The sequence below is a fragment of the Desulfarculaceae bacterium genome, from assembly GCA_020444545.1.
In the GTDB taxonomy this organism is placed as follows: domain Bacteria; phylum Desulfobacterota; class Desulfarculia; order Desulfarculales; family Desulfarculaceae; genus Desulfoferula.
In genome coordinates this window covers 436,323-456,312 of the sequence record JAHLKT010000001.1, presented here as the reverse complement: position 1 = coordinate 456,312, position 19,990 = coordinate 436,323, and the positions used below count along the sequence as shown (strand labels likewise).

Sequence of the window (19,990 nt, the reverse complement as noted above, 5' to 3'; positions counted from 1 at the left end):
TCTCTCCCGTCAGCCCAGCAGCATGGTGCTTATCTGGGCCAGCACGTCCTGATTGGAGAAGCCGCGCAGGTTGGGCGCGCCCGAGCGGCAGGAGGCCACGCAGGTGCCGCAGCCCTTGCACAGGGCCTCGTTGACCACGGCCAGGCCGTTCTCGTCCTCGGTGATGGCCTTGTAGGGGCACACCGTCCAGCACACCCCGCAGCCCACGCACTTGTTTTGGTCGATCACCGCCACGGTGCCGGGCAGGAACATCTCGCCCTTGGAGAGCACGGTCACCGCGCGGGCCACCGCGGCCTGGGCCTGGGCCACCGCCTCCTCGATGGGCTTGGGGTAGTGGCAGATGCCGGCCATGAACACGCCGTCGGTGGCGAAGTCCACGGGCCGGAGCTTCACGTGGGCCTCCAGGAACCAGCCGTCCTGGTCCAGGGGGATCTTGAACATCTGGGCCAGGGGCTCGTCGTTGTGGCTGACCACCGCGCTGGCCAGGACCAACAGCTCCGCATCCAGGGCGATGCGGCGGCCCAGGATGGGGTCGTCCACCGCCACCACCAGCTTGTCGCCGTCGGCGGTGACCTCGGGCTTGTTCTCCGGGTCGTAGCGGATGAACAGCACCCCGGCGGCGCGGGCCTTTTTGTAGAGAAGCTCGCGGTCGCCGAAGGTGCGCATGTCGCGGTAGAGGATGGCCACCTGGGCCTCGGGGTTTTGCTCTTTGATGAGCAAGGCGCTCTCCACCGAGTGGGTGCAGCACACCTTGGAGCAGTAGGGGCGCTCCGGCTCGCGGGAGCCCACGCACTGGATGAACACCGCCGAGCCCACCTGGGACGGGTCTATCTCGCCGTTCAGCAGGGCCGCGTCCAGCTCCAGGTGGGTCTTCACCGCCGGGTGCTGGTCCATGAGGTACTCGGTGGGGCGGTACTCGCTGGCCCCGGTGGCGATGATGGCCACCCCGTGCTCGATCTCTTCCCCGCCGCTCAGGGTGGTGTTGAAGTTGCCCAGGAAGCCGTCCACTTTCTCGATGTTGGCCCCCAGGTGCACCGTGATGTTGGGCTCGGCCTCGACCTTTTCCTTGAGCTCGGCCAGATAGGGGGCAACCTCGTCGCCCTTGGCGGTGACGCGCAGCATCCGGGCGTTGCCGCCCAGCTGCACGTCGCGCTCCACCAGGTGGGTGGGGTAGCCTTGCCTGGCCAGCTCCAGGGCCGCGTTCATGCCGGCCAGGCCGCCGCCGATGACCATGGCGCTGGGCAGGATGGAGAGCTTGGCCTCGCTCAGGGGCTCCAGCAGGCTGGCCTTGGCCACGGCCATGCGCACCTGGTCCTTGGCCCGCTCGGTGGCCTTGACCGGATCGTCGCCGTGCACCCAGGAGGTCTGATTGCGGATGTTGGCCATGTCGAACAGGTACTTGTTGATGCCGGCGGCTTGCAGGGTCTCCTGGAAAAGGGGCTCGTGGGTGCGCGGGCTACAGGCCGCCACCACCATGCGGTTGAGGCCCTGCTCCTTGATCACCTCGGTCATCTTGTCCTGGGTGTCCTGGGAGCATGTGAACAGGTTGTTCTCCACATAGACCACGTTGGGCAAGGTGGCCGCGTAGTCCATCACTTCCTTGACGTCCACCACGCCCGCGATGTTGATGCCGCAGGAACAGACAAACACCCCCACCCGGGGGGCGTCGCCGCTCACGTTTAGCTGGGGAACCTCCACCGGGGGGTCCACCAGGGTGCCGCGCGACATGGACAGATCGCCCGAGGCGGCGCAGGCCGCGGCCGAGGCCTCCATGACGCTCAAGGGGATGTCCTTAGGGCCAGCCAGGGCGCCGCACACGTAGATGCCCGGGCGGCTGGTGGCCACTGGCGCGAATGAGCTGCTGTCCACGAAGCCGGTCGAGCCCAGGCCGATGTCCAGGCGCTGGCACATGGCCGCGGTGTCCGCGTCCATCTCCAGGCCCTGGCTCAAGACCACCAGGTCGAAGTCCTCGGCATGGGCCTCGCCGCTTTCGTCCACGTACTCCAGGCGCAGGTCGTGGTTGGGCAGCTCGCTGATGGTGTGGATGCGGCTGCGCACGAAGCGCACGCCCCGGTCCTTGGCCCCCTCGTAGGTGCGCTCGAAGTCCTTGCCGAAGGTGCGCATGTCCATGTAGAAGATCGCCGTGTCCAGCCCCTCGTGGCTGTGCTCCATGGCGATCACCGCCTCCTTGATGGCGTACATGCAGCACACGCTGGAGCAGTAACCGTGATCGCAGTTGTTGATGTCGCGGGAGCCCACGCACTGCAACCAGGCGATCTTCTTGGGCTCGGTCTCGTCGCCCGGGCGCACCAGATGGCCCATCCAGGGGCCGCTGGCGCTAAGGATGCGCTCGAACTCCAGGGCGGTGACCACGTTGGGGAAGTGGGTGTAGGAGTATTGCGCGAAGGGGGAGGGATCAAAGGGCTTGAACCCGGCCGAGAGCACCACCGCGCCCACCTCCAGGGTGAGGTCCTGGTCCTCCTGGGTGAAGTCCACCGCGTCGGCCGGACAGAAGCGCTGGCAGGCCTTGCACTTGCCCTTCTGGAAATAGATGCAGTTGTCGCGGTCGATGGAGTACTTCAAGGGCACGGCCTGGGGATACTTTACGTGGGCCGCCTTGCGCTGGTTCAGGCCGCAGTTGAACAGGTCGGGCACCCGCTTGGGGCATTTGTCCGAGCAGGCCCCGCAGGCGATGCACTTGTTCAGGTCGATGTAGCGGGCCTTTTGGTGGAGCTTGACGCTGAAGGCCCCCACCTGGCCGTCCACCTGCTCCACCGAGGTGTTGGTGAATATCTGGATGTTGGGGTGCCGCCCGCACTCCACCAGCTTGGGCGAGAGGATGCACATGGAACAGTCGTTGGTGGGGAAGGTCTTGTCCAGCTGGGACATCACCCCGCCGATGGCCGGGGACTTTTCCACCAAGTAGACGAGGTAGCCGGTGTCGGCCAGGTCCAACGAGGCCTGGATGGCGGCCACGCCGCCACCCACCACCATCACCGCGCCCACGGGCTGCCGTCTATCGAGCTGAGTAGTCATTGCCACTCCTTGCCTTGAGGTAGGACCGGAAACGCCGGGCAACCGCCCACCGGCCCCCTAAGCCGGGGAAACCGGCCTGGGCATCGCGGTGGGGCGGCGGTTCGGACGGCCCGGTCCGAATTTGCGAACATGCCGGGAGTGGCGCGGGAAGGTTGGCTTTGCTGGAAAAGCGATCAGGCGGAAAGGAGGGTCTTCGGCTTTCCCCGACTACCGTGCCCGGGCAGCATTCTAAAAGGAACTCATCTGAAGCCGAAGATAGGGGACATTTCCCGCCCTGGGTTTGGGTATCGAATAGGTAAATAAATGTAAGGAGAAAGGGGCGAGACAGTCAAATAGGTAATATCGATGAACATTTGGGATGCGTGCTCCGGGCGGCCTATCTCCGGGCAACGCGCTGGGTGGGCGCGGCGGCGAAAAATACCCCCTCCGGGGGCCCGAATTTATTAAGCTTAAGGGCTAATGGCGGCAGCGGGGGGAGACGACCTGGAGGGCAAAAGGCATGAAGGCATGGATCATGGGGCTGGGCCTGGCCGCGCTGGTCTTGGCCACGGCCACGGCCTGGGGCGCTCCGGCGGCCACCACCCTGGAAGAGGTGGTGCGGGCGGCGGACCCCAACCCGCAATACAACCTCTGCGGCTATTACCAGGAGGGCGGCAAGGTTCTCCAGATCAAGCAGTCGGGCAATCAGGTGAAGGGATACATCTCCCAGGGGAGCACCCGCTGCCTCTCCGAGCCCCAGCTCTATTTTCAGGGCACCCTGAGCGGCTACAAGTTCAGCGGCAAGATGACGGTGTGCAACCCCCAGGTTTGCGTGGACGCGGGCAAGCTGGCCCCCACCCGCGAGACCGAGTTCCGTTTCGTGGTCTATGAAAAGGGCAAGCGCCTGCTGGGCACCTGGGTCTACGACCGCATCGAATACGATGAAAAGGACGGCAAGATAGTGAGCTGCCGCGACGTGGCCCAGGAGGAGCGCAGCGACTTTTTGGCCACGCGCAGCGAGGGCGACTGCGATTCGTTGCGCCGGGCCCTGATCGAGCGGCGCAAGATGCAGGCCATGTACGCCGACTACCAGGTGACGGGCACCGGCGCGGTGGTGGGGCCCGACGGCCGGGAGGTGGCCCGGGACTTCAATTCCTTCCAGAGCCTAATGGAGGAGATGGCCCAGCGCCCCCAGGCGGGCAACAGCGGGGTGGACGGCGGGGTCAAGCCCTGGGAGTTCGCGGACGTGATGGCCGGGAACACCAAAGGCCACGCCAGCCCCTGCTGGTGCAAGACCCAGTGCACCAAGAACCAGGCGGTGGACTGCCAGGAATCCTGGGCCGAGGATGAGTGCCGCGCCCATGAAGCCTCCCACTGCCAAACCCTGGTCGACTTCTGCGAGCAATATCTGTTGGGCAAACCCCGCGCCCAGGCCTGGGCCGCCTGGCAGGGCTTCCTGGGCGACACCGCCCTGCACATGGCCGACGAGCAGCGGGCCTATCAGGCCAGCATCGATTTTCTGGAGCAAAAGCTGCAAGAAGGGGGCTGCCCCTAAGGCCTGGCCCCGGCTAGGAAAAGTCCTTGGCCGCCTGGGTCATGGCATAGACGTTGACTGCGGGCGCGGTGGCCGGGATGCCGCAACCCGGGGCCAGCATAAAGCCCCCCGGCGCGCTCCGGCCCTGTTTGATGATCTCCCCGCACATGCCATGGATCTCCCCCGGCGTTTTTACCTGGAGCAGGCTGGGCTCCAGGTTGCCGAAGATGACGTCCTGGGGAAAGAGACGGCCCGCCCGGGCCGGGGAGACCTCGTGGCCGAAGCTGAGGATGGTTGGGTGGGGCCAGAGGTCGGCCTCGGCCAGCATGGGCAGGTTGAGGTTCTGGTCGCCGCAGAGGTGGATGCCCACCCGGGTCAGGCCGCGCTGGGCCAGGGCCGCGAAATAGCGCTGGTGCAGGGGCAGGGCCCACTGGGCGAAGTGGCGCGGCGAGATCACCTGGTTGGACTCGTTGGGGTTGGACATCCACACGAAAAGGCTCTCCGCCCCGAAGGACTCGATCCAGTAGTCCAACACGGCCAGGATGTGCTTTAGCGACATCTCCAGCAGGCGCTGGGCCAGGGACGGAGCCTTGACCATCCAGCGGAAGAAGTTCTCCAGGCCCGCGATGTTGGCGGCCATGGTGAAGGGCGAGCGCGAGGAGAAGAACACCGGCAGGCCGGCCTGTTTTTGCAACTCGGCGAAGCGCCAGGCAAAGGGGATGCGCCCGGCGGTGCGCGGGTCGGGCATCGGCAGGCGCTCCAGGTCGACCGGGCTGTCCACCGGGTGGCGGGTGATGATCAGGGAGCTTTCGTAGGGGCCCTGAGGCAGGCGCAGCTCGCCGCCGAAGTCGATGGCTCCCCACACGCTGTGCGAGGGGTAGTGGGGCATGGGCTCCCAGTCCATCATGGCCCCGGTCCACAGGCTGGCCTGGAAGCACTTGTCCGGGTCCACCAGGATTTCGCCCACGGTGTAGCCGGCGCACAGGGCGTTGAAGCCCACGCTCATGCTGCCCACCGGGATGCGGTCCAGGGGGCGGCCGGCCAGGAGGTCTTGCAAACGGGCGGGGCTCCAGGGCCGGGGGGCTGGGTCAAAAGAGGTCATGGGCCCTATCGCGCTTCGGGGCGGAGGCAGGGGTGGCGGTTGGGCAGCGTCCTAGTCGACGCGCTCGAAGTACTGCTTTTCCGAGCCGCACTTAGGGCAGAGCCATTCCTCGGGCAGGTCTCCGAAGGCGGTGCCGGGCATGACCCCGCTGTCGTAGTCGCCCTCGGCCGGGTCGTAGATATAGCCGCAGGGGCATTCATAGGATGACATATCGATATCGGGCATTGCAGTCTCCTCGGGCTTGTGACCGGGGCCCTAGCTAACTTGATTCAGGCGGCCGTGCCAGGAGCAATGGCCGCAGTAGACCTGGCTTTCCTCGTCGATTTGGGGCGCATCGTTTTGGGGCTCTTCGAAGACCGGAGCGCCGCCGTGCACGGCGAACTCCCATATCTCATAGGGATCGTCCGGGTCCTTCACGTAAAATCGGTCGCTTCGGCAGGCGGGGCAGGGCATGACGGACTCCTTTCACACACGTCCTATTAATATAATAATGTACAAACGCCCCTTGGCAAGCCGCTTAAAAGCAGCGGTTGGGCCAGCGCGGTCGACCGTCGTATAATGCAAGCTTAACAGGCAACCCAGAAGGCACGCCGGGCCGGGCCGCCGGCCGCAACCAGAAGGTGAATCCCATGTACAGAGTGATGATCGAGCCGGCCAGCTATGAGCACTGTCAAGCGGCCGTGGACCGGGCTTTTGAGATTTTCGCGCCGCCGGTGAAGGGCAAGAAGGTTGTGGTGAAGCCCAACGTGCTGCGCTCGGCCGACCCCAAGGAGAGCATCGCCACCCACCCGGCGGTGCTGCGCGCGGTGGTGGCGGCCCTGGAGCGGCTGGAGCCGGCCTCGATCATCGTGGGCGACAACCCCGGGGTGTTCACCTACGGGGCCAACGAGATGGCCTTCGAGAAAACCGGCCTGCGCGAGGCGGCCCTGGGGCACTACCAGAACATCGGGACCGAGGTGGTGGAGGTGCCCTTCAACCCCGAGTATCTGCCCACCGTGGGGGTGAGCCGGGCCATCATGGAGGCCGACTACTTCATCTCGGTGCCCAAGTTCAAGACCCACGGCCTCACCGTGCTTTCCGGGGCCATCAAGAACAGCTTCGGCATCCTGCCCGGGGCCCAGAAGGCCAACCTGCATAAGCTGGCCGGCGATCCGGGACGCTTCAACGAGGTGCTGGTGGATGTGTTCGCCCTGCGCAAGCCGGACCTCTTCATCGTGGACGGGGTGGTGGGCATGGAGGGCAACGGCCCGGCCTCGCCCGACCTGCGCGACGTGGGGCTGGTTTTGGCCGCGGACAACGGAGTGGCCCTGGACGGAACCATTGGCCGGCTCATGGGCCTGGAGGACCCCGGGATCATGCGCTTTTTAGCCAAGGCCCAAGCCCTGGGCCTGGGCGAGTACGCCGAGGAGGCCGTAGAGATCATCGGCGAACTGAAGCCGGTGCCCGATTTCAAGCTGCCCCCCCTGGGCGGCGAGTCCATCACCCGCGCCCCGGGCATCCAGGAGTTCCTCGAGAGCCGCACCCAGCTGCGGCCCTCGGCCGACCCCGAGCTGTGCACCGGCTGCGGCCAGTGCATCGAGGGCTGCCCCGCCTCGGCCCTGGCCTTTGACGGCGAGCTGCCCAAGGTGGACCCGGACAAGTGCATCGTGTGCTTCTGCTGCCAGGAGATGTGCCCGGAAAAGGCCATGGAGCTCAAGTAAGCGAAACCAGGCCTCCGCGCCCCCGCCCGAAATTTCCGGCGGGGGCCGCTTTGGGTTAGAATCATAGGAAACGCCGAACCAAATCGGGAGAACCCATATGCTTAGCCAAGGAGACAAGCTGCCCAAGTTCAAGCTGCCCGACCAGAGCGGCGCGGACAAGGTCTTTAAGGACCTGGTGGGCAAAAGAGGCCTGGTCTTGTTCGTCTACTCCAAGGACAACACCAGCGGCTGAACCGCCGAGGCATCAGAGTTTCAGGAGAAACTCACGAATTTCAAGCGCAGGGGTTGGGCCGTGGCGGGCCTGAGCCGCGACAAGGTGGCCAGCCACGCCAAGTTCAGCGACAAGCTGGGGCTCAAGTATTCCCTACTGGCCGACCCGGACACCGGCCTCATCCAGGCCCTGGGCGCCTGGGGCGAAAAAAAGCTCTACGGCAAGGTGAGCCAGGGGCCCATCCGCAGCACCTTCGTGGCCGGGCCGGACGGCAAGCTGTTGAAGGTCTACCCCAAGGTGAAGGCCAAGGGCCACGCCGAGCAGGTGCTGGCCGACCTGGCCGGGTTGAAATAGCGCCCCGGCCAAAAAAACCCATGCTCAAATAGCGAGAGGCCAGCCCGGCGGCTGGCCTCTCGTTTTGTTCGCCAAGCGGCGATGCTAGTGCTTGAACTCCTCGGGCACCTCCAGGGCGCTCTTGCCGCCCCGCGTCTTGCGCCACAAGGACCAGCCCAGGGCGGCCACCGCCAGGATCAACAGAGCCAGGGCGATGGGGCTCTGCACGAAGATCATGGGGCTGTCGCCGGAGAGCAGCAGGGCGGTGCGGGTGTTGCGCTCCAGGATGGGCCCCAGGATGAAGGCCAGAATGAAGGGCGGGATGGACATGCCCATCTTGCGCATGATGTAGCCCACGAAGCCCAGCATCAGGAAGATGCGCAGGTTGAAGACGTTGAACTCCTCGGCGTAGACCCCCACCACGCAGCAGACCACCACGCCCGGGAAGAACAGCGAGTAGTTCAGGTTCTTGAAGATCTTCTGCACCACCGAGATGAAGGGCAGGGCCACCACGAAGGCGCCCAGGAAGTCGGTGACGATGAGGAGCACGAACAGGCCGTAGATGACCTCCGGGTGCTCCATCATCAGCATGGGGCCGGGGATCATGCCCTGGATCATGAAGGCGCCGTACATGACCGCCGCGGCCACCGAGCCGGGGATGCCCAGGGTGACCAGGGGGATCAGCGAGGAGGCGGCCACCGCGTTGTTGCCCGCCTCCGGGGCGGCGATGCCCCGGGGGTCGCCGTGGCCGAAGCGGGCGTTCTTCTTGGCCGAACGCCGGGCCTCGCCGTAGCACACGAAGGCGGCGGTGGTGGCCCCGATGCCGGGCAGCGCGCCCAAGAGCGAGCCCACGAAGGAGCTGCGGAGCAGGTCCTTGAGGCAGAGTTTGAAATCCTTCCAGCGCTGCTGCCAGGTGTAGGGGATGATGGCTTTCACCGCGCCGGCCGCGTCGCCCAGGGTGAAGTGCCCCACCCTCTCGGCCTGGATGAACACCTCGGACAGGGCCAGCAGGGCGATGATGGTCAGGACGAAAGGCACGCCGTTGTCCAGGTCCTCGATGCCGAAGACGTAGCGCCGCGAGGCGCTCATGTTGTCCAGGCCCACCGTGGCCAGCATCAAGCCCAAGGTGATGGAGATGAAGCCCTTCCAGATGTCCATGCGGCTGTCGCCCAGCAGGGTGATCACCGCGGTGAGCGAGAAGAGAATCAGGGCCGCGATCTCCGGCGGGCCCAGGCGCAGGGCCACCTCGGCCAGGGGCGGGGCGGTGAAGACCAAGAGGAAGTTGCTCACCGTGCCGCCGAACAGGGAGGCCCACAGGGCGATCTCCAGGGACCGCTTCTGGTGCCCCTCCTTGAACATGGGGTAGGAGTCCAGGGCCGTGGCCGCCGCTTCGGGAGTGCCGGGGATGTTGAACAGGGTGGCGGTAATGGAACCGGCGTAGGCCCCGCCCTTGTACACGCCCATCAACAGCGCGATGGCGAACAAAGGTTCCAGGGTGAAGGTGTAGGGCAGGATGAGCACCATGGCCGTGACCGCCATGACCCCGGGGATGGCCCCGGCGATGATGCCTATGGCGTAGCCGACGACGATGGCCAGCAGGTTCCAGATCGACAGGGCGTATAGCGCCCCGTCCCAAAGATGTCCAAAGATATCGCCCATGGCTTTGCTCCGCCTCAGCCCAGAATCAAGTTGAGTAGCTCTTCGGCCGGACCCTCGGGCAAGACGGCGTTGAGCCCACGAAAGATGAAGGAGATGATCAGGGGCATGACCACGGCCATGATGATGGTCTTGGACCAGGACTCCGACCCGAAGATGCGCGAGGCCACCACCAGGAAAAAGAAGGTGGAGATGATGAAGCCGATGTAGTCCATGGTCAACACCCAGGCTCCGGTGACCACCAGCATGGCCACCGGGCGCAGCATGTTCTTGCCGGCCCCGGCCGGGCGGCCTTCGCTTTCCTTCTTTTCGCGGCGCCAGGCGCGGACGCCCTCGCCCAGGTAGGCCAGGGAGAAACACAGGAGCATGGTGTTGATCAAGGCCGGATAGATCGGCGAGGACCCCTCCGCCACCACCTGGGTGGGTATCAGGTAGAAGTAGTTGAGCAGGCTGAAGGCGATGAGCACTCCGGCTATGGATAGCTCCGACCGAGCGTTCATGGGACTCCTCGCGGGGCGGACCGGCCCGGATCGGGGGCCGGCCCGCCTGAGATGCTAGTGGGTTTTATCAAGCCGTGGGGCGCGGGCGCGCCCCGGTGGCTCCTAGTACTTCTTCAGGCCGACTTCCTTGAGGATGCCGCCCCAGATTCCCCAGTACTCGTCGCAGAGCTGGCGGTACTTCTTGCCGTCCAGGAAGTCGATGCTCACGTAGAGCTCTTCCTTGGCCTTCTTCTGCACGTCCGGCTGGCTCAGGGCGTACTTGATGGCGCCCTCGATCTTGGCCCGCATGGCCTCGGGGGTTCCCTTGGGGAACACCGCGCCCAGGCAGGAGAACTGGCTGAAGTTGTAGCCCAGCTCCTTCAAGGTCTTGGTGTCCGGGGTCAGGGGGATGCGGTTGGCGCTCATGATCACCAGGGGCTTGAGCTTGCCGCCCTTATAGGAGGACACCGAGGCGGTGGTGGAGGTGTTGCAAGCCACCACGTGGCCGCCCAGCACCGCGGCCACGGACTTGGGGTTGCCCTTGAAGGGGATGGGGGTCATCTTGACCTTCTGGTCGTTGGCCAGCCAGGCCACGCCCAGGTGGTTGGTGGTGCCCAGGCCGGGGGTGCCGTAGGTGACCTTGCCCGGGTTCTTCTTGGCGAACTCGATCAGCTCCTTGAGGCTATTGAAGGGCGAGTCCTTCTTCACGTAGAGGATGTAGTCATAGTGCATGGGCGAGGCGATGTACACCAGGTCCTTGGGGTTGTAGGTCAGCTTGCGCATCTGGGGGATGGTCACCAGAGTGGGCAGGTTGGCCCAGGAGAAGGTGTAGCCGTCGGGCTTGGCCTTGGCCAGGGTGGAGATGGCCACCGCGCCGCCGGAGCCGGGCTTGTTGACCAGCACCAGGGGCTTGCCCAGGTACTTTTCCATGTAGGGCGCGATGGTGCGCACGAACACGTCGGTGGTCCCGCCGGCCGACAAGGGAATGTAGGCCATGATGGGCTTGGTGGGGTAGTCCTTGGCCATGGCCGGCACGGCCACCAGGGCCAGGGCCAGGCAGCAGGTCAGTACCGCCAGTAATTTTTTCATGATCTTTCCTCCTAGTGCTAGAGACTCTTGTGGCTCTGATAAAAAGGGCTGCGAATTTCCCTCAACGAAGCAAATAGGGGATGTCCACCCACAGGGCGTCCTGGGGGCATTCCACCTCGCAGGGCAGGCAGAACCAGCAGGTGCGGAACTTGCCGAAGGGCGCGCCGCAGCTGTAGCAGCGACCCGCCTCGGCCTTGGCCTGCGCGGGCGTCAGGGCCAGCTCCACCTCGGCGAAGTCGCCCGCCCCGCTGGGACGGTGCACCGGAGCCTCGGCGCGCTCGGCGTCCGAGCCCCGGCTGGTGTCGATCTCGAACTCCGTCTCCACCGGGCCGGGGTAGCTCCTGCCGTAGGTGAGGTGCTCTCCGGTGATCAGGCGATGGGCGCTTTCGGCCGCCTGGCGGCCCGAGGCCATGGCCTCAACGATGGTGCCGGGGCCGCTGACCCCGTCGCCGGCCAGGAACACCTTGGGCAGAGAGCTTTGCAGGGTGAGCGGGTCGGCGACCTTGTAGGGCGCCTCGGGGCCGCGCTCCTGGCCGATGGCCACGATCACCGCGTCGGCCTCGACGGTCTTGAGCTGGCACTCGTCAAAGCTGGGGGCGAAGTTGCCCATGGCGTCCATCACCGCCAGGCAGCGCTGGAGCTCCAGGCCGCTCACCGCGCCGTCTTTTGAAATAAAGCGCACGGGGCCCCAGGAGGGATCCAGCACCACGCCCTCGCCCTCGGCCAGGGCCAGGGCCTCGGAAGAGGCGGGCATGCCGCCCCGCTCCTCCAGGCTGATCACCGTGACCTGGGACGCGCCCAGGCGGAGCGCGGTCTGGGCCGTGTCCAGGGCCACCTCGCCGCCGCCGACCACCACCACCTTGCCGCTCAGGGCCGGGGGCTCGCCGGCGCGCACCGCGCGCAGCAGGGGCAGGGCATGGTGCACGCCCTGGGCGTCCTCGCCCTCCAGGCCCAGGCGCTTGGGGCTTGGGCAGCCCACGGCCAGGATCACCGCGTCGTACTCGGCGGCCAGGCTGTCCAGGCTCAGCTCGCGGCCTAGGGCCTGGTTGCCCTGGAAGGTGGCGCCCAGCTCCAGGAGCTGGCCCCACTCGGCGGCCAGGACCTCGCCGGGCAGGCGGAAGCTGGGCACCGCCCAGCGCAGCATGCCGCCGGGCTCGGGCTCGGCGTCGAACACCGCGACCTCGTGGCCTTTGACCAGAAGGTCCCAGGCGGCCATCATGCCCGCCGGGCCCGATCCCACCACGGCCACCTTCTTGCCGGAGGCCGGGGCCTTCTCGGGCAGGGCGGCCTTGCCGCCAAAGTCGGCCAGGTAGCGCTTCAGGGCGCGGATGGCCACGGCCGAGCCGGTCTCGGCCCGGCGCTGGCAGGAGGCCTCGCATTGGGCCGAGCAGAGGCGGCCCAGGATGCCCGGGAAGGGCAGCTCGCGGCGCACCATCTCCAGGCCCGCCGCCTCCTCGCCACGCAGGATGAGCTGGACGTAGCCCTGACAGTTGACCCCCAGGGGGCAAGCCCTACGGCAGGGGGCCAACTTCAGGCGCAGGTTGTCCAGGATGCAGGTGTTCACGCACACGCCGCAGGCGGTGCAGGCATCCTTGTTTATCTTGATATTGTCCGAAAGGGCTTCCAAAAGGTTCATGCGCATGACACTATCCCCGGTCCGCCATCTTGATGATGTCTTTGTGCTGGATATTCACCTCGCCGGGGCCTTCGCCCTGGCTGAGCACGATGTGCTTGAGCCACTGGGCGTCGTTCTTGTCCGGGAAGTCGGTGCGGTAGTGCCAGGGCAGCCAGCGGCTCTCGGTGCGCTCCAGCGAGGCGGTGGCGCACAGGGTGGCGCACTGGATGATGTTGGCCACCTCGTAGGTCTTGAACAGGTCGTGCATGTCCTTTACGTAGACCATCTCGTCCAGCTCCTGGCGGAAGCGCTCCATCCACCACAGCACCCGCTTGAGCTTGTACTCGTTCTTGGGCGGGGTGAGGTAGTCGGTGATGATGCGCCGCACCTTGAACTCGAACTCCTCCACCGCGATGGGGTTTTTGCCCTGGGAGAGACGGGCTTCGCGCCGGGCCAGGAAGGCGTCCACCTTGGCCGGGTCGAAGGGGGCCAGGCCTTTCTCGCGGGCGAACTCGCTGCCGCTCTCGGCGCAGATCTCGCCGTAGACAAAGGCGCCGGAGAGGTGTCCGCGCGCGCAGAGGCTGGTGTCGCCGGCCGCGTAGAGCCCGGGCAGGCTGGACTCGCCCTTTTCGTTGATGCGCACCCCGGTCATGCCGTGGCCGCCGCAGAGGTATACCTCGGTGGGCCAGAGCTCGATCTCGCCGGTGCGGAAGTCGTTGTCGCGCCCGGCGTGGAAGCGCTCGCAGGCCGGGCGTTCGGTGGTGAACAGAATCTCCTCGATCTCTTTGATCTTGTCCTCGGGCAGGTGGTCCATGCGGATGCGCAGGGGCCCGGAGCGATCGAAGAAGTCCTCCATGCACATGCTCTTGATGGAGGGGTGCTCCTTGTCGCGGCGCTGGTCAAAGGCGTTGAGCAGATGCGCCCCGCGGGTCAGGGTGATGTAGAGCAGCGGCGCGTTGATGTCCTTGGTGATGTAGTAGTACAGGGTGTACTCCAGGCCGCTAAGCTCGGCCCCGGCCCGATAGGCCAGGCAGTAGCCGTCGCCGGTGTTGCCCGGGAAGTCGTACACCCCGTAGAGGTTGCCGTTGGCCGGCAGGCCGAAGCGGGCGGTGCCCCCGGCGGAGAGGATCACGCTGGGCGCGCGGATGACCATCACCTCGCCGGTGCGCACGTTGACCGCGATGACCCCGGCCACCCGGCCCTCCTCCACCAATATCTCGGCGGCCATGGTGCGGTTGAACACCTTGGCTCCGCCCGCCACCAGGCGCTGGTGCAGGATGGACTTGAGCTCGGGCTCCTTCATGGTCACGCAGAAGCGGCCCTTGGGGTGCACCTGGAGGATCTCGTAGTCGCCCTTGTCATCGGTGGGGAAGCAGACGCCCCAGTCGATGAGCTTTTTCATCAGGGGCCAGGAGCGCTCGGCCATGCGGTAGTTCACCGGCTCGTCCATGATGCCCTCGCAGGCCAGCCGGTTGGACTCCACGTATAGCTCCGGCGAGGACACGCCGGGCACGGCCACGATGTTGAGCGCGTCCATGCCCCGGGCGATGCAGCCGGAGTACTTGGCGTCGCCCTTTTCCAGGACGATCACCTCCTGATCCGGAGCCACTTCCTTGGCCCGGATGCCGGCCATCACCCCCGCGCTGCCGCCTCCCACCACGACAACGTCGGCGTTGATTACTGGATAGTCGTAAGCCATTTCTTCTCCCAAGCCACGCCGCTACATCTCCCGGAACATTTTTTGTTCACCGGTGACGCAGTAGCTGATGCGGTATTCGTAGGGTTTTTCCTTGTAGGTGAAAGAAAGCATCTCGATCTTCAACACCGGCGCGCCCACCTTGGCCCCGAATATCTCGGCCACCTTCTTTTCGGCGGGCACCGCGCTGATCAGCTCCTGGTTGAAGATGGTGGGCAATCCGTACTTTTTCTCGATGCCCTCGTAGAGGGTCATTTTTTCCATGAGCGGGCCGATGACCTGGTCCAGGTCCTTGAACAGGCGCTGGGGCAGGTAGGACAGGTAGTACATCAGCGGGCCCTTGCGGCTGATGAACAGCCGCTCCACTTCCCATAGCTTGCCCGCGCCGCGCATTTTGAGCAGGCGCTTGGCCGGCTCGAAGGCCGGGACTTCCCGAAGGCCCAGCAGCTGAATCTTGAAACGGGGGTCGGGCTCGTTGAAGTCGCGGCGGAGGCGGGTGTAGCGCACGCTCTCCAGGGGGATGGTGGTGCCGGCCACGAAGGTGCCCTTGCCCTGGATGCGCTTGAGGTAGCCGTCGTTGACCAGGTTGGCCAGGGCCCGGTTCACCGTGCCCAGGCTGACGCCAAAGCTCTCGGCGATCTTGCGCTCCGGCGGGATGGCCTCGCCCGGGGCCCAGCGGCCATCCTCAATGCCTGCCAACAGCTCCATCTGAAGCTTGTAGTAGGCGGGCAGAGGGGCTTCGCCGCGCCGGGAAGAGTGCTTTGCTCGGGCCATGGCTATCGCCTGTCTGGCGGCCGCGCCCAGGGGGGGCCGCCGGTTTCCTCTCTCCGGATTGAGTGGGTCTTTGGGCAAGATAGCTCGTGGCCCGGAGCATTACAACACTTATTTAGTTGTATAGAGCAATTTTTTATAAACCTAGTTTAATCCCTAAGTTAAATGTTTGGCGTTATACAATATTGTAAATGCGAAAGGATGCACCCCGGGCGCGGCCCACGGGGACTGGGCCGGGGCGGAGGCCGCCCGGCGGGGCCGATGAACACTGGGGTTTTGGGGAGAGAGGGGAGGGGGCGGCTAGGCCGAGGCCAGCATCTCGGCCAGGGCGCTCAGCAGCGCCTCTACATCCTGGTCGGAATTGTAGCGGCCCAGGCTGACCCGCACCGAACCGGCCGCGCCGTTGCCCAGGTCTTGGTGCAGCAGGGGCGCGCAGTGCAGGCCGGTGCGCACCGCGATCTCGTAGTCGCCGTCCAGCACCACGCCCACGTCGTGGGGGGCCCAGCCGTCCAGGTTGAAGCTGACCACCGGGATGCGCTCCGGGCCGAAGCCCGGGCAGTGCAGCGTGAGGCCCTCCAGGGCGCTCAGCCCTTGCACCAGGCGGGCGTGCAGATCGGCTTCGCGTTGCCGGGCCGCCTCGGCCTCTGGGCCGGATTGCAGCTCCAGGCAGCGGCCCAGGGTCATCACGCCCAGCAGGTTGATGGTGCCCGCCTCCAGGCGCTCGGGGTAGTCGCGGCTGTGCAGCACGCTCTCGGAGTTGACCCCGGTGCCCCCCCAGCGGGAGGGGCGCACGTCCAGGGACGGGTCCAGGACCAGGCCGCCGATGCCCGGCGGGCCCAACAGGGACTTGTGGCCGGTGAAGGCCAGGGCGCTCACGTTCCAGGCGCGCATGTCGATGGGCGCGTTGCCCGCGCTCTGGGACACGTCCAGCAGAAGCGGGATGCCCCGCTGAGCGCAGAGCGCGCCGATCTCGGCCGCGGGTTGCAGGGTGCCCAGCACGTTGGAGGCGTGGTTGAGCATCACCAGGCGGGTGTCGGGCTTGATGAGCGCGGCCACCGCCTCGGGCTCCACCACGCCCTGGCTATTGAAGGGGGCCAGGTCGAAGCTAATGATCCCCGCCTCGCGCAGATGGTGCAAGGGCCGGAGCACCGAGTTGTGCTCCAGGCGGGTGCTCACCACGTGGTCGCCGGGGCGCACCAGGCCCTGCAACAGGGTGTTGAGCGCGTCGGTGGCGTTGTAGGCGAAGCAGGTGACGAAATCCGGCGCGCCGAACAGGGCGGCCACCTTGCGCCGCACGGCCAGAACCTCGTGCTCGGCCGACACCGCCGCGTCGTAGCCGCCGCGCCCGGGCGAGGCCCCGGTCTCCAGAAAGGCCTCCAGGGCCGCGCGGAAGATATCGCCCGGCTTGGGGAATGAGGTGGCGGCGTTGTCCAGGTAGATCATGGCGGCTCGTCCCGGGGGTGTGACGCGCTTTAGTTGCAGCTTTTGGGGTTGGGCAGGCCGGCCAGGCGCCGGGCGCCTTCCTTTAGCCCGCCGGGAAACATGCCCTGCAATTCCAGCAGGGAGAAGCCGGTGCCCTTTTTAATGTCCCGGTTCAGGGGCGCGCGGCCGTGGTACGCGAAGTAGTCGCGAAAGAAGCGGAGCACCTTCCAGTGCTCGTCATCCAGTTCGGCCAGGCCGCTTTCCGCGGCCAGCTCGCGGGCGGCTTCCTCGCTCCACTCGTCGAAGTCCCAGAAAAAGCCCTCGCCGTCAAAGGCGATCTCCCGGCCGGCCACGGTCCGAAGATGCCGGGTGGAGCTGGCGGCGTCGCCGCCAGCTCCAGTGGCATCGCTCATCGCTTAGCCCCCATATTTCAGGAAGGCCGGGCGTCCGGCTGCGCCAGCCACCGGCATACGGTGTTGCTGGCTGCGCTCGGGCCTCGACGTAGCACTGAAGGCTACGCCCGCGGCCCTCGCTTGCCAGACGCCTTGTCTGCCGGCGCCTGGCTGTGCCGGGCCTGGGTGCAGGCCGTGCCTTGATGACGCTGGCGTTTGTTTCATAACCGTCCCATGGATACTAGCTCGTGGCTTAGCGCCACCCAACCTCCCTGAAATAAGCGGGCTAGCTCCCCGACTTGCCCAGGGCGGCCAGCACCTTGTCGGGCGTGGCCGGCAGGTCGGTGATGAAGGTGCCGATGGCGTCCTTGATCCCGTTGATCACCGCCGGGGCGGTGGGCACCAGGCACATCTCGCCCACGCCGGTGCGGCCCAGGGTTCCGTTGGGCCGGATGGTCTCGCGGATGATCACCTCCTGGGGGAAGGAGGTGGCCATGGTGGGGAACTTGAAGGTGCGCCAATCCTTGGTCTCGCCGGCCACGTAGACTTCGCGCAGCGCCAGGCCCACGCCCATGTCCGCGCCGCCTTCCAGCTGGCCGGTGAGGTTCTGGGGATGGATCACCGGGCCCGCGTCCACGGCGGTGGTCATCTTTACAACCTTCACCTCGCCGGTCTCGGTGTCCACCTGGAGCTCGACCAGCTGCACCGCGTGCACCTGGCTCTCCATGGAGGGCCCCTGGCCGGTCTCCGGGTCCAACACGCCGGCCAGCGCCATCTTCTTGGTGCCCTGGTAGCGGGCGGGCTTGCCGGCGGCCTCCAGCTCGGGGCCGGTCTTGGCGCCGGTCTCGTCCATGGCCGCCTTCAGCTGCTTGCAGGCGTCTTCGGTGGCCCCGCCGATCATGTAGGTGATGCGGCTGCCGGCCGCCGGGCCCGAGGCCGCGGTCAGGTCGGTGGAGCGGGTGTAGAGGCGCACCTTGCTCAGCGGGACGCCGGTGATCTCGGCGGCGATCTGGCTGAGCATGGAGTCGTTGCCCTCGCCGGGGTCGGCGGCGGCGGTGTAGATGCTCACCCCGCCGTCGCTATCCAGCTCGGCGGCGGAGAAGGCCTGGTCGCCCGGGCCGCCGATGCCGAAGGAACCGGTGCCGATACCCACGCCGCGCAGGTAGCGCCCGCCCGCCGCGTTGGCCGCGTCGGCGTCCTTCTTGGCGCGCTCATAGTGGGGCCGGATGTCTTCCAGCAGATCGGGGATGGGCCACTCGGTCACCACGTGACCGGTGGACTTGCTCTCGCCGGGCTTGAGGAAGTTTTTCATGCGGAAGTCGATGGGGTCCATGCCCATCTTGTCGGCCAGCATCTGCATGGCCACTTCCAGGGCGAAGTTGACCTGCGGTGGCCCCGCGCCCCGGGCCGCCGCGCCCCAGGGATTGTTGGTGTACACCAGGCGGCTGTCGGCCTTGACGTTGGGGATGTTGTAGGAACCTGAGAGCATCATCAGGGCCCGGAGCACTACCACGTGGCCCATGGAGTGATAGGCCCCGTTGTCCACCAGAATGTCGTTGCAGTAGGCGGTCAGCTTGCCGTCGGCGTCGGCGGCCAGCTTCACGTCCATGCGGAAGGGGTGGCGCTTGGGGGTGAGCTGCATGGACTCGTGCAGGCTGGGGATGTAGCGCACCGGCTCTTTGAAGAACACGGCGGCCGCCGCGGCGAGGCCCTCGGAGGTGATGTCGATCTTCAGGCCGAACTGCCCGCCCACGAAGGCCTCTTCGTAGGTCATGTTCTCCCAGCCCACCGCCTCCTGCAGCATGTGCAGGTGATGGTGGATGTTGATGGAGCGGCCCACCACCACCAGGCGCGGGTCCTCGGGGTCCTCGTAGTCCCAGTAGGCGATGCAGGCCTCGGGCTCCAGGGGAGCCTGGTGGATGCACTGGGTGTTGAAGGTGGTCTCGATGACCGCCGCCGAATCGGCCAGGGCCGCCTCGGCGTCGCCCTTGATCTGGGGCTGATGGAAGCACAGGTTGGGGCGCTCGTTCTCGGCGTGCAGCTGGAAGGCGCCTTCGGCCATGGCCTCTTCGGGGCTATTGAGCACCGGCTGGGGCTCCAGCTCGATCTTGATGGCCGCCGCGGCCGCCTCGGCCTCTTGTTTGGTGCGGGCGGCCACGGCCACGATGGCGTCGCCGATGTAGCGCACCCGGTCGGTGGCCAGGATGGGCCGGTCAACCACCATGTACTTAAGAATGTTGGTGCCGGTCTGGGCGATGTCCTCGCCGCGCATCACGCCCACCACCCCGGGCATGGCCTCGGCCGCGCTGGAGTCGATGGACTTGATCAGGGCGTGGGGCACCTCGGAGCGCACCACGGCAAGCTCCAGGGCGCCGGGGATCTTGTAGTCACCGGTGAAGCGGGCCACGCCGCAGGCCTTGATGTAGGCCGAGGGGCGGGGATGGGAAATGCCCATCACCGGGGCGTCGGCGGCCGGGGCCACCTGGTCCGGGGTGATCTCGCCACGCAGGAAGCGCGAGGCCAGCTTGACCGCCTCGATGATCTTCACGTAGCCGGTGCAGCGGCACAGGTTGCGGCGAAGCGCTTTTTTGATGGTCTCGTCGTCGGGGTCGGGGTTTTCGTCCAGCAGAACCTTGGTGGCCACGATCAGGCCCGGAGTGCAGAAGCCGCACTGCACCGCGCCGGCCAGCACATAAGCGTGCTGAATCAGGTGAGGGTTGGCCGGGGTGCCCAGGCCCTCCACGGTGATGACCTTGGCTCCGTCCAGCTTGGTGAGCTTGGTTAGGCAGGAGAGAACCGCCTTGTTGTCCACGATCACCGTGCAGGCCCCGCACTGGCCCTTGCGGTCGCAGGACTGCTTGGTGCCGGTGAGGTCCAGCTTGTCCCGCAGGAAATCCAAGAGCACGTCATCCTTGCGGGCAAGTACCTCGTGCTGCTGCCCGTTAACTTCCAATTTTATCTTCTGCATGTTTCGC

General features: G+C 66.3%; 16 protein-coding genes and 1 pseudogene. 4 read left to right on the top strand and 13 right to left on the bottom strand.

Annotation, left to right across the window (positions count from 1 at the left end; all coding sequences use genetic code 11):
• Positions 1-9: 9 nt before the first annotated feature.
• The gene (locus tag KQH53_02150; GenBank protein MCB2225451.1) at positions 10-3,036 is read right to left on the bottom strand and encodes an FAD-dependent oxidoreductase; all 3,027 of its coding nucleotides are present in this window, start codon (positions 3,034-3,036) and stop codon (positions 10-12) included.
• A 499-nt stretch (positions 3,037-3,535) separates the two neighbouring features.
• Between KQH53_02150 and KQH53_02145 the strand changes: the two genes are divergently transcribed.
• Positions 3,536-4,570 (top strand): hypothetical protein, encoded by a 1,035-nt coding sequence (locus KQH53_02145; GenBank protein MCB2225450.1) that lies wholly within the window; start codon positions 3,536-3,538, stop codon positions 4,568-4,570.
• Between the two features lie 13 nt (positions 4,571-4,583).
• Here the strand turns inward: KQH53_02145 and KQH53_02140 are convergent, their stop codons facing one another.
• The 3 genes from KQH53_02140 to KQH53_02130 are packed head-to-tail and all read right to left on the bottom strand — an operon-like array spanning position 4,584 to position 6,104.
• Positions 4,584-5,651 (bottom strand): hypothetical protein, encoded by a 1,068-nt coding sequence (locus KQH53_02140; protein ID MCB2225449.1) that lies wholly within the window; start codon positions 5,649-5,651, stop codon positions 4,584-4,586.
• Positions 5,652-5,702: 51 nt separating this feature from the next.
• On the bottom strand, positions 5,703-5,861 hold the full coding sequence (locus tag KQH53_02135) for a rubredoxin (protein ID MCB2225448.1): 159 nt from the start codon (positions 5,859-5,861) through the stop codon (positions 5,703-5,705).
• Between the two features lie 45 nt (positions 5,862-5,906).
• A complete protein-coding gene (locus KQH53_02130) occupies positions 5,907-6,104 on the bottom strand; it encodes a hypothetical protein (GenBank protein MCB2225447.1) in 198 nt (65 codons plus the stop codon).
• Positions 6,105-6,280: 176 nt separating this feature from the next.
• Here KQH53_02130 and KQH53_02125 point away from each other — a divergent pair, with 176 nt between their 5' ends.
• The 3 genes and pseudogenes from KQH53_02125 to KQH53_02115 all read left to right on the top strand — a co-directional run bounded on the left by KQH53_02125 (position 6,281) and on the right by KQH53_02115 (position 7,916).
• On the top strand, positions 6,281-7,351 hold the full coding sequence (locus tag KQH53_02125) for a DUF362 domain-containing protein (protein MCB2225446.1): 1,071 nt from the start codon (positions 6,281-6,283) through the stop codon (positions 7,349-7,351).
• Positions 7,352-7,448: 97 nt separating this feature from the next.
• The gene (locus KQH53_02120; protein ID MCB2225445.1) at positions 7,449-7,583 is read left to right on the top strand and encodes a redoxin domain-containing protein; all 135 of its coding nucleotides are present in this window, start codon (positions 7,449-7,451) and stop codon (positions 7,581-7,583) included.
• A gap of 6 nt (positions 7,584-7,589) precedes the next feature.
• Positions 7,590-7,916: pseudogene (locus KQH53_02115) on the top strand (peroxiredoxin).
• An 84-nt stretch (positions 7,917-8,000) separates the two neighbouring features.
• On the opposite strand, the gene KQH53_02110 reads toward KQH53_02115, so the two are convergent.
• From KQH53_02110 to KQH53_02070, 9 genes are all read right to left on the bottom strand, one after another.
• On the bottom strand, positions 8,001-9,554 hold the full coding sequence (locus tag KQH53_02110) for a tripartite tricarboxylate transporter permease (protein ID MCB2225444.1): 1,554 nt from the start codon (positions 9,552-9,554) through the stop codon (positions 8,001-8,003).
• A 14-nt stretch (positions 9,555-9,568) separates the two neighbouring features.
• Positions 9,569-10,051 carry a tripartite tricarboxylate transporter TctB family protein gene (locus KQH53_02105; GenBank protein ID MCB2225443.1) on the bottom strand — a complete coding sequence of 161 codons (483 nt, stop codon included), beginning with the start codon at positions 10,049-10,051 and terminating at the stop codon, positions 9,569-9,571.
• A gap of 102 nt (positions 10,052-10,153) precedes the next feature.
• The gene (locus KQH53_02100) at positions 10,154-11,119 is read right to left on the bottom strand and encodes a tripartite tricarboxylate transporter substrate binding protein (protein MCB2225442.1); all 966 of its coding nucleotides are present in this window, start codon (positions 11,117-11,119) and stop codon (positions 10,154-10,156) included.
• 61 nt (positions 11,120-11,180) lie between these two features.
• A complete protein-coding gene (locus KQH53_02095; protein ID MCB2225441.1) occupies positions 11,181-12,761 on the bottom strand; it encodes an FAD-dependent oxidoreductase in 1,581 nt (526 codons plus the stop codon).
• A gap of 4 nt (positions 12,762-12,765) precedes the next feature.
• Entirely contained in the window at positions 12,766-14,433 is a 1,668-nt protein-coding gene (locus KQH53_02090; protein ID MCB2225440.1) for an FAD-binding protein, read from the bottom strand.
• A 21-nt stretch (positions 14,434-14,454) separates the two neighbouring features.
• Positions 14,455-15,204 (bottom strand): GntR family transcriptional regulator, encoded by a 750-nt coding sequence (locus tag KQH53_02085; protein MCB2225439.1) that lies wholly within the window; start codon positions 15,202-15,204, stop codon positions 14,455-14,457.
• A gap of 297 nt (positions 15,205-15,501) precedes the next feature.
• Positions 15,502-16,644: an aminotransferase class V-fold PLP-dependent enzyme gene (locus KQH53_02080; GenBank protein MCB2225438.1), complete on the bottom strand. Its 1,143-nt coding sequence runs from the start codon at positions 16,642-16,644 to the stop codon at positions 15,502-15,504.
• A gap of 29 nt (positions 16,645-16,673) precedes the next feature.
• Positions 16,674-17,036, bottom strand: a complete 363-nt coding sequence (locus tag KQH53_02075) for a TusE/DsrC/DsvC family sulfur relay protein (protein ID MCB2225437.1) — start codon at positions 17,034-17,036, stop codon at positions 16,674-16,676.
• A 265-nt stretch (positions 17,037-17,301) separates the two neighbouring features.
• Positions 17,302-19,983, bottom strand: a complete 2,682-nt coding sequence (locus tag KQH53_02070) for a molybdopterin-dependent oxidoreductase (GenBank protein MCB2225436.1) — start codon at positions 19,981-19,983, stop codon at positions 17,302-17,304.
• Positions 19,984-19,990: the final 7 nt, after the last annotated feature.

Bases quoted from the DNA above. Each gene is read 5' to 3' on its own strand.
- KQH53_02150 (MCB2225451.1), bottom strand. From the start codon at position 3,036: ATGACTACTCAGCTCGATAGACGGCAGCCCGTGGGCGCGGTGATGGTG.
- KQH53_02145 (MCB2225450.1), top strand. From the start codon at position 3,536: ATGAAGGCATGGATCATGGGGCTGGGCCTGGCCGCGCTGGTCTTGGCC.
- KQH53_02140 (MCB2225449.1), bottom strand. From the start codon at position 5,651: ATGACCTCTTTTGACCCAGCCCCCCGGCCCTGGAGCCCCGCCCGTTTG.
- KQH53_02135 (MCB2225448.1), bottom strand. From the start codon at position 5,861: ATGTCATCCTATGAATGCCCCTGCGGCTATATCTACGACCCGGCCGAG.
- KQH53_02130 (MCB2225447.1), bottom strand. From the start codon at position 6,104: ATGCCCTGCCCCGCCTGCCGAAGCGACCGATTTTACGTGAAGGACCCG.
- KQH53_02125 (MCB2225446.1), top strand. From the start codon at position 6,281: ATGTACAGAGTGATGATCGAGCCGGCCAGCTATGAGCACTGTCAAGCG.
- KQH53_02120 (MCB2225445.1), top strand. From the start codon at position 7,449: ATGCTTAGCCAAGGAGACAAGCTGCCCAAGTTCAAGCTGCCCGACCAG.
- KQH53_02110 (MCB2225444.1), bottom strand. From the start codon at position 9,554: ATGGGCGATATCTTTGGACATCTTTGGGACGGGGCGCTATACGCCCTG.
- KQH53_02105 (MCB2225443.1), bottom strand. From the start codon at position 10,051: ATGAACGCTCGGTCGGAGCTATCCATAGCCGGAGTGCTCATCGCCTTC.
- KQH53_02100 (MCB2225442.1), bottom strand. From the start codon at position 11,119: ATGAAAAAATTACTGGCGGTACTGACCTGCTGCCTGGCCCTGGCCCTG.
- KQH53_02095 (MCB2225441.1), bottom strand. From the start codon at position 12,761: ATGCGCATGAACCTTTTGGAAGCCCTTTCGGACAATATCAAGATAAAC.
- KQH53_02090 (MCB2225440.1), bottom strand. From the start codon at position 14,433: ATGGCTTACGACTATCCAGTAATCAACGCCGACGTTGTCGTGGTGGGA.
- KQH53_02085 (MCB2225439.1), bottom strand. From the start codon at position 15,204: ATGGCCCGAGCAAAGCACTCTTCCCGGCGCGGCGAAGCCCCTCTGCCC.
- KQH53_02080 (MCB2225438.1), bottom strand. From the start codon at position 16,644: ATGATCTACCTGGACAACGCCGCCACCTCATTCCCCAAGCCGGGCGAT.
- KQH53_02075 (MCB2225437.1), bottom strand. From the start codon at position 17,036: ATGAGCGATGCCACTGGAGCTGGCGGCGACGCCGCCAGCTCCACCCGG.
- KQH53_02070 (MCB2225436.1), bottom strand. From the start codon at position 19,983: ATGCAGAAGATAAAATTGGAAGTTAACGGGCAGCAGCACGAGGTACTT.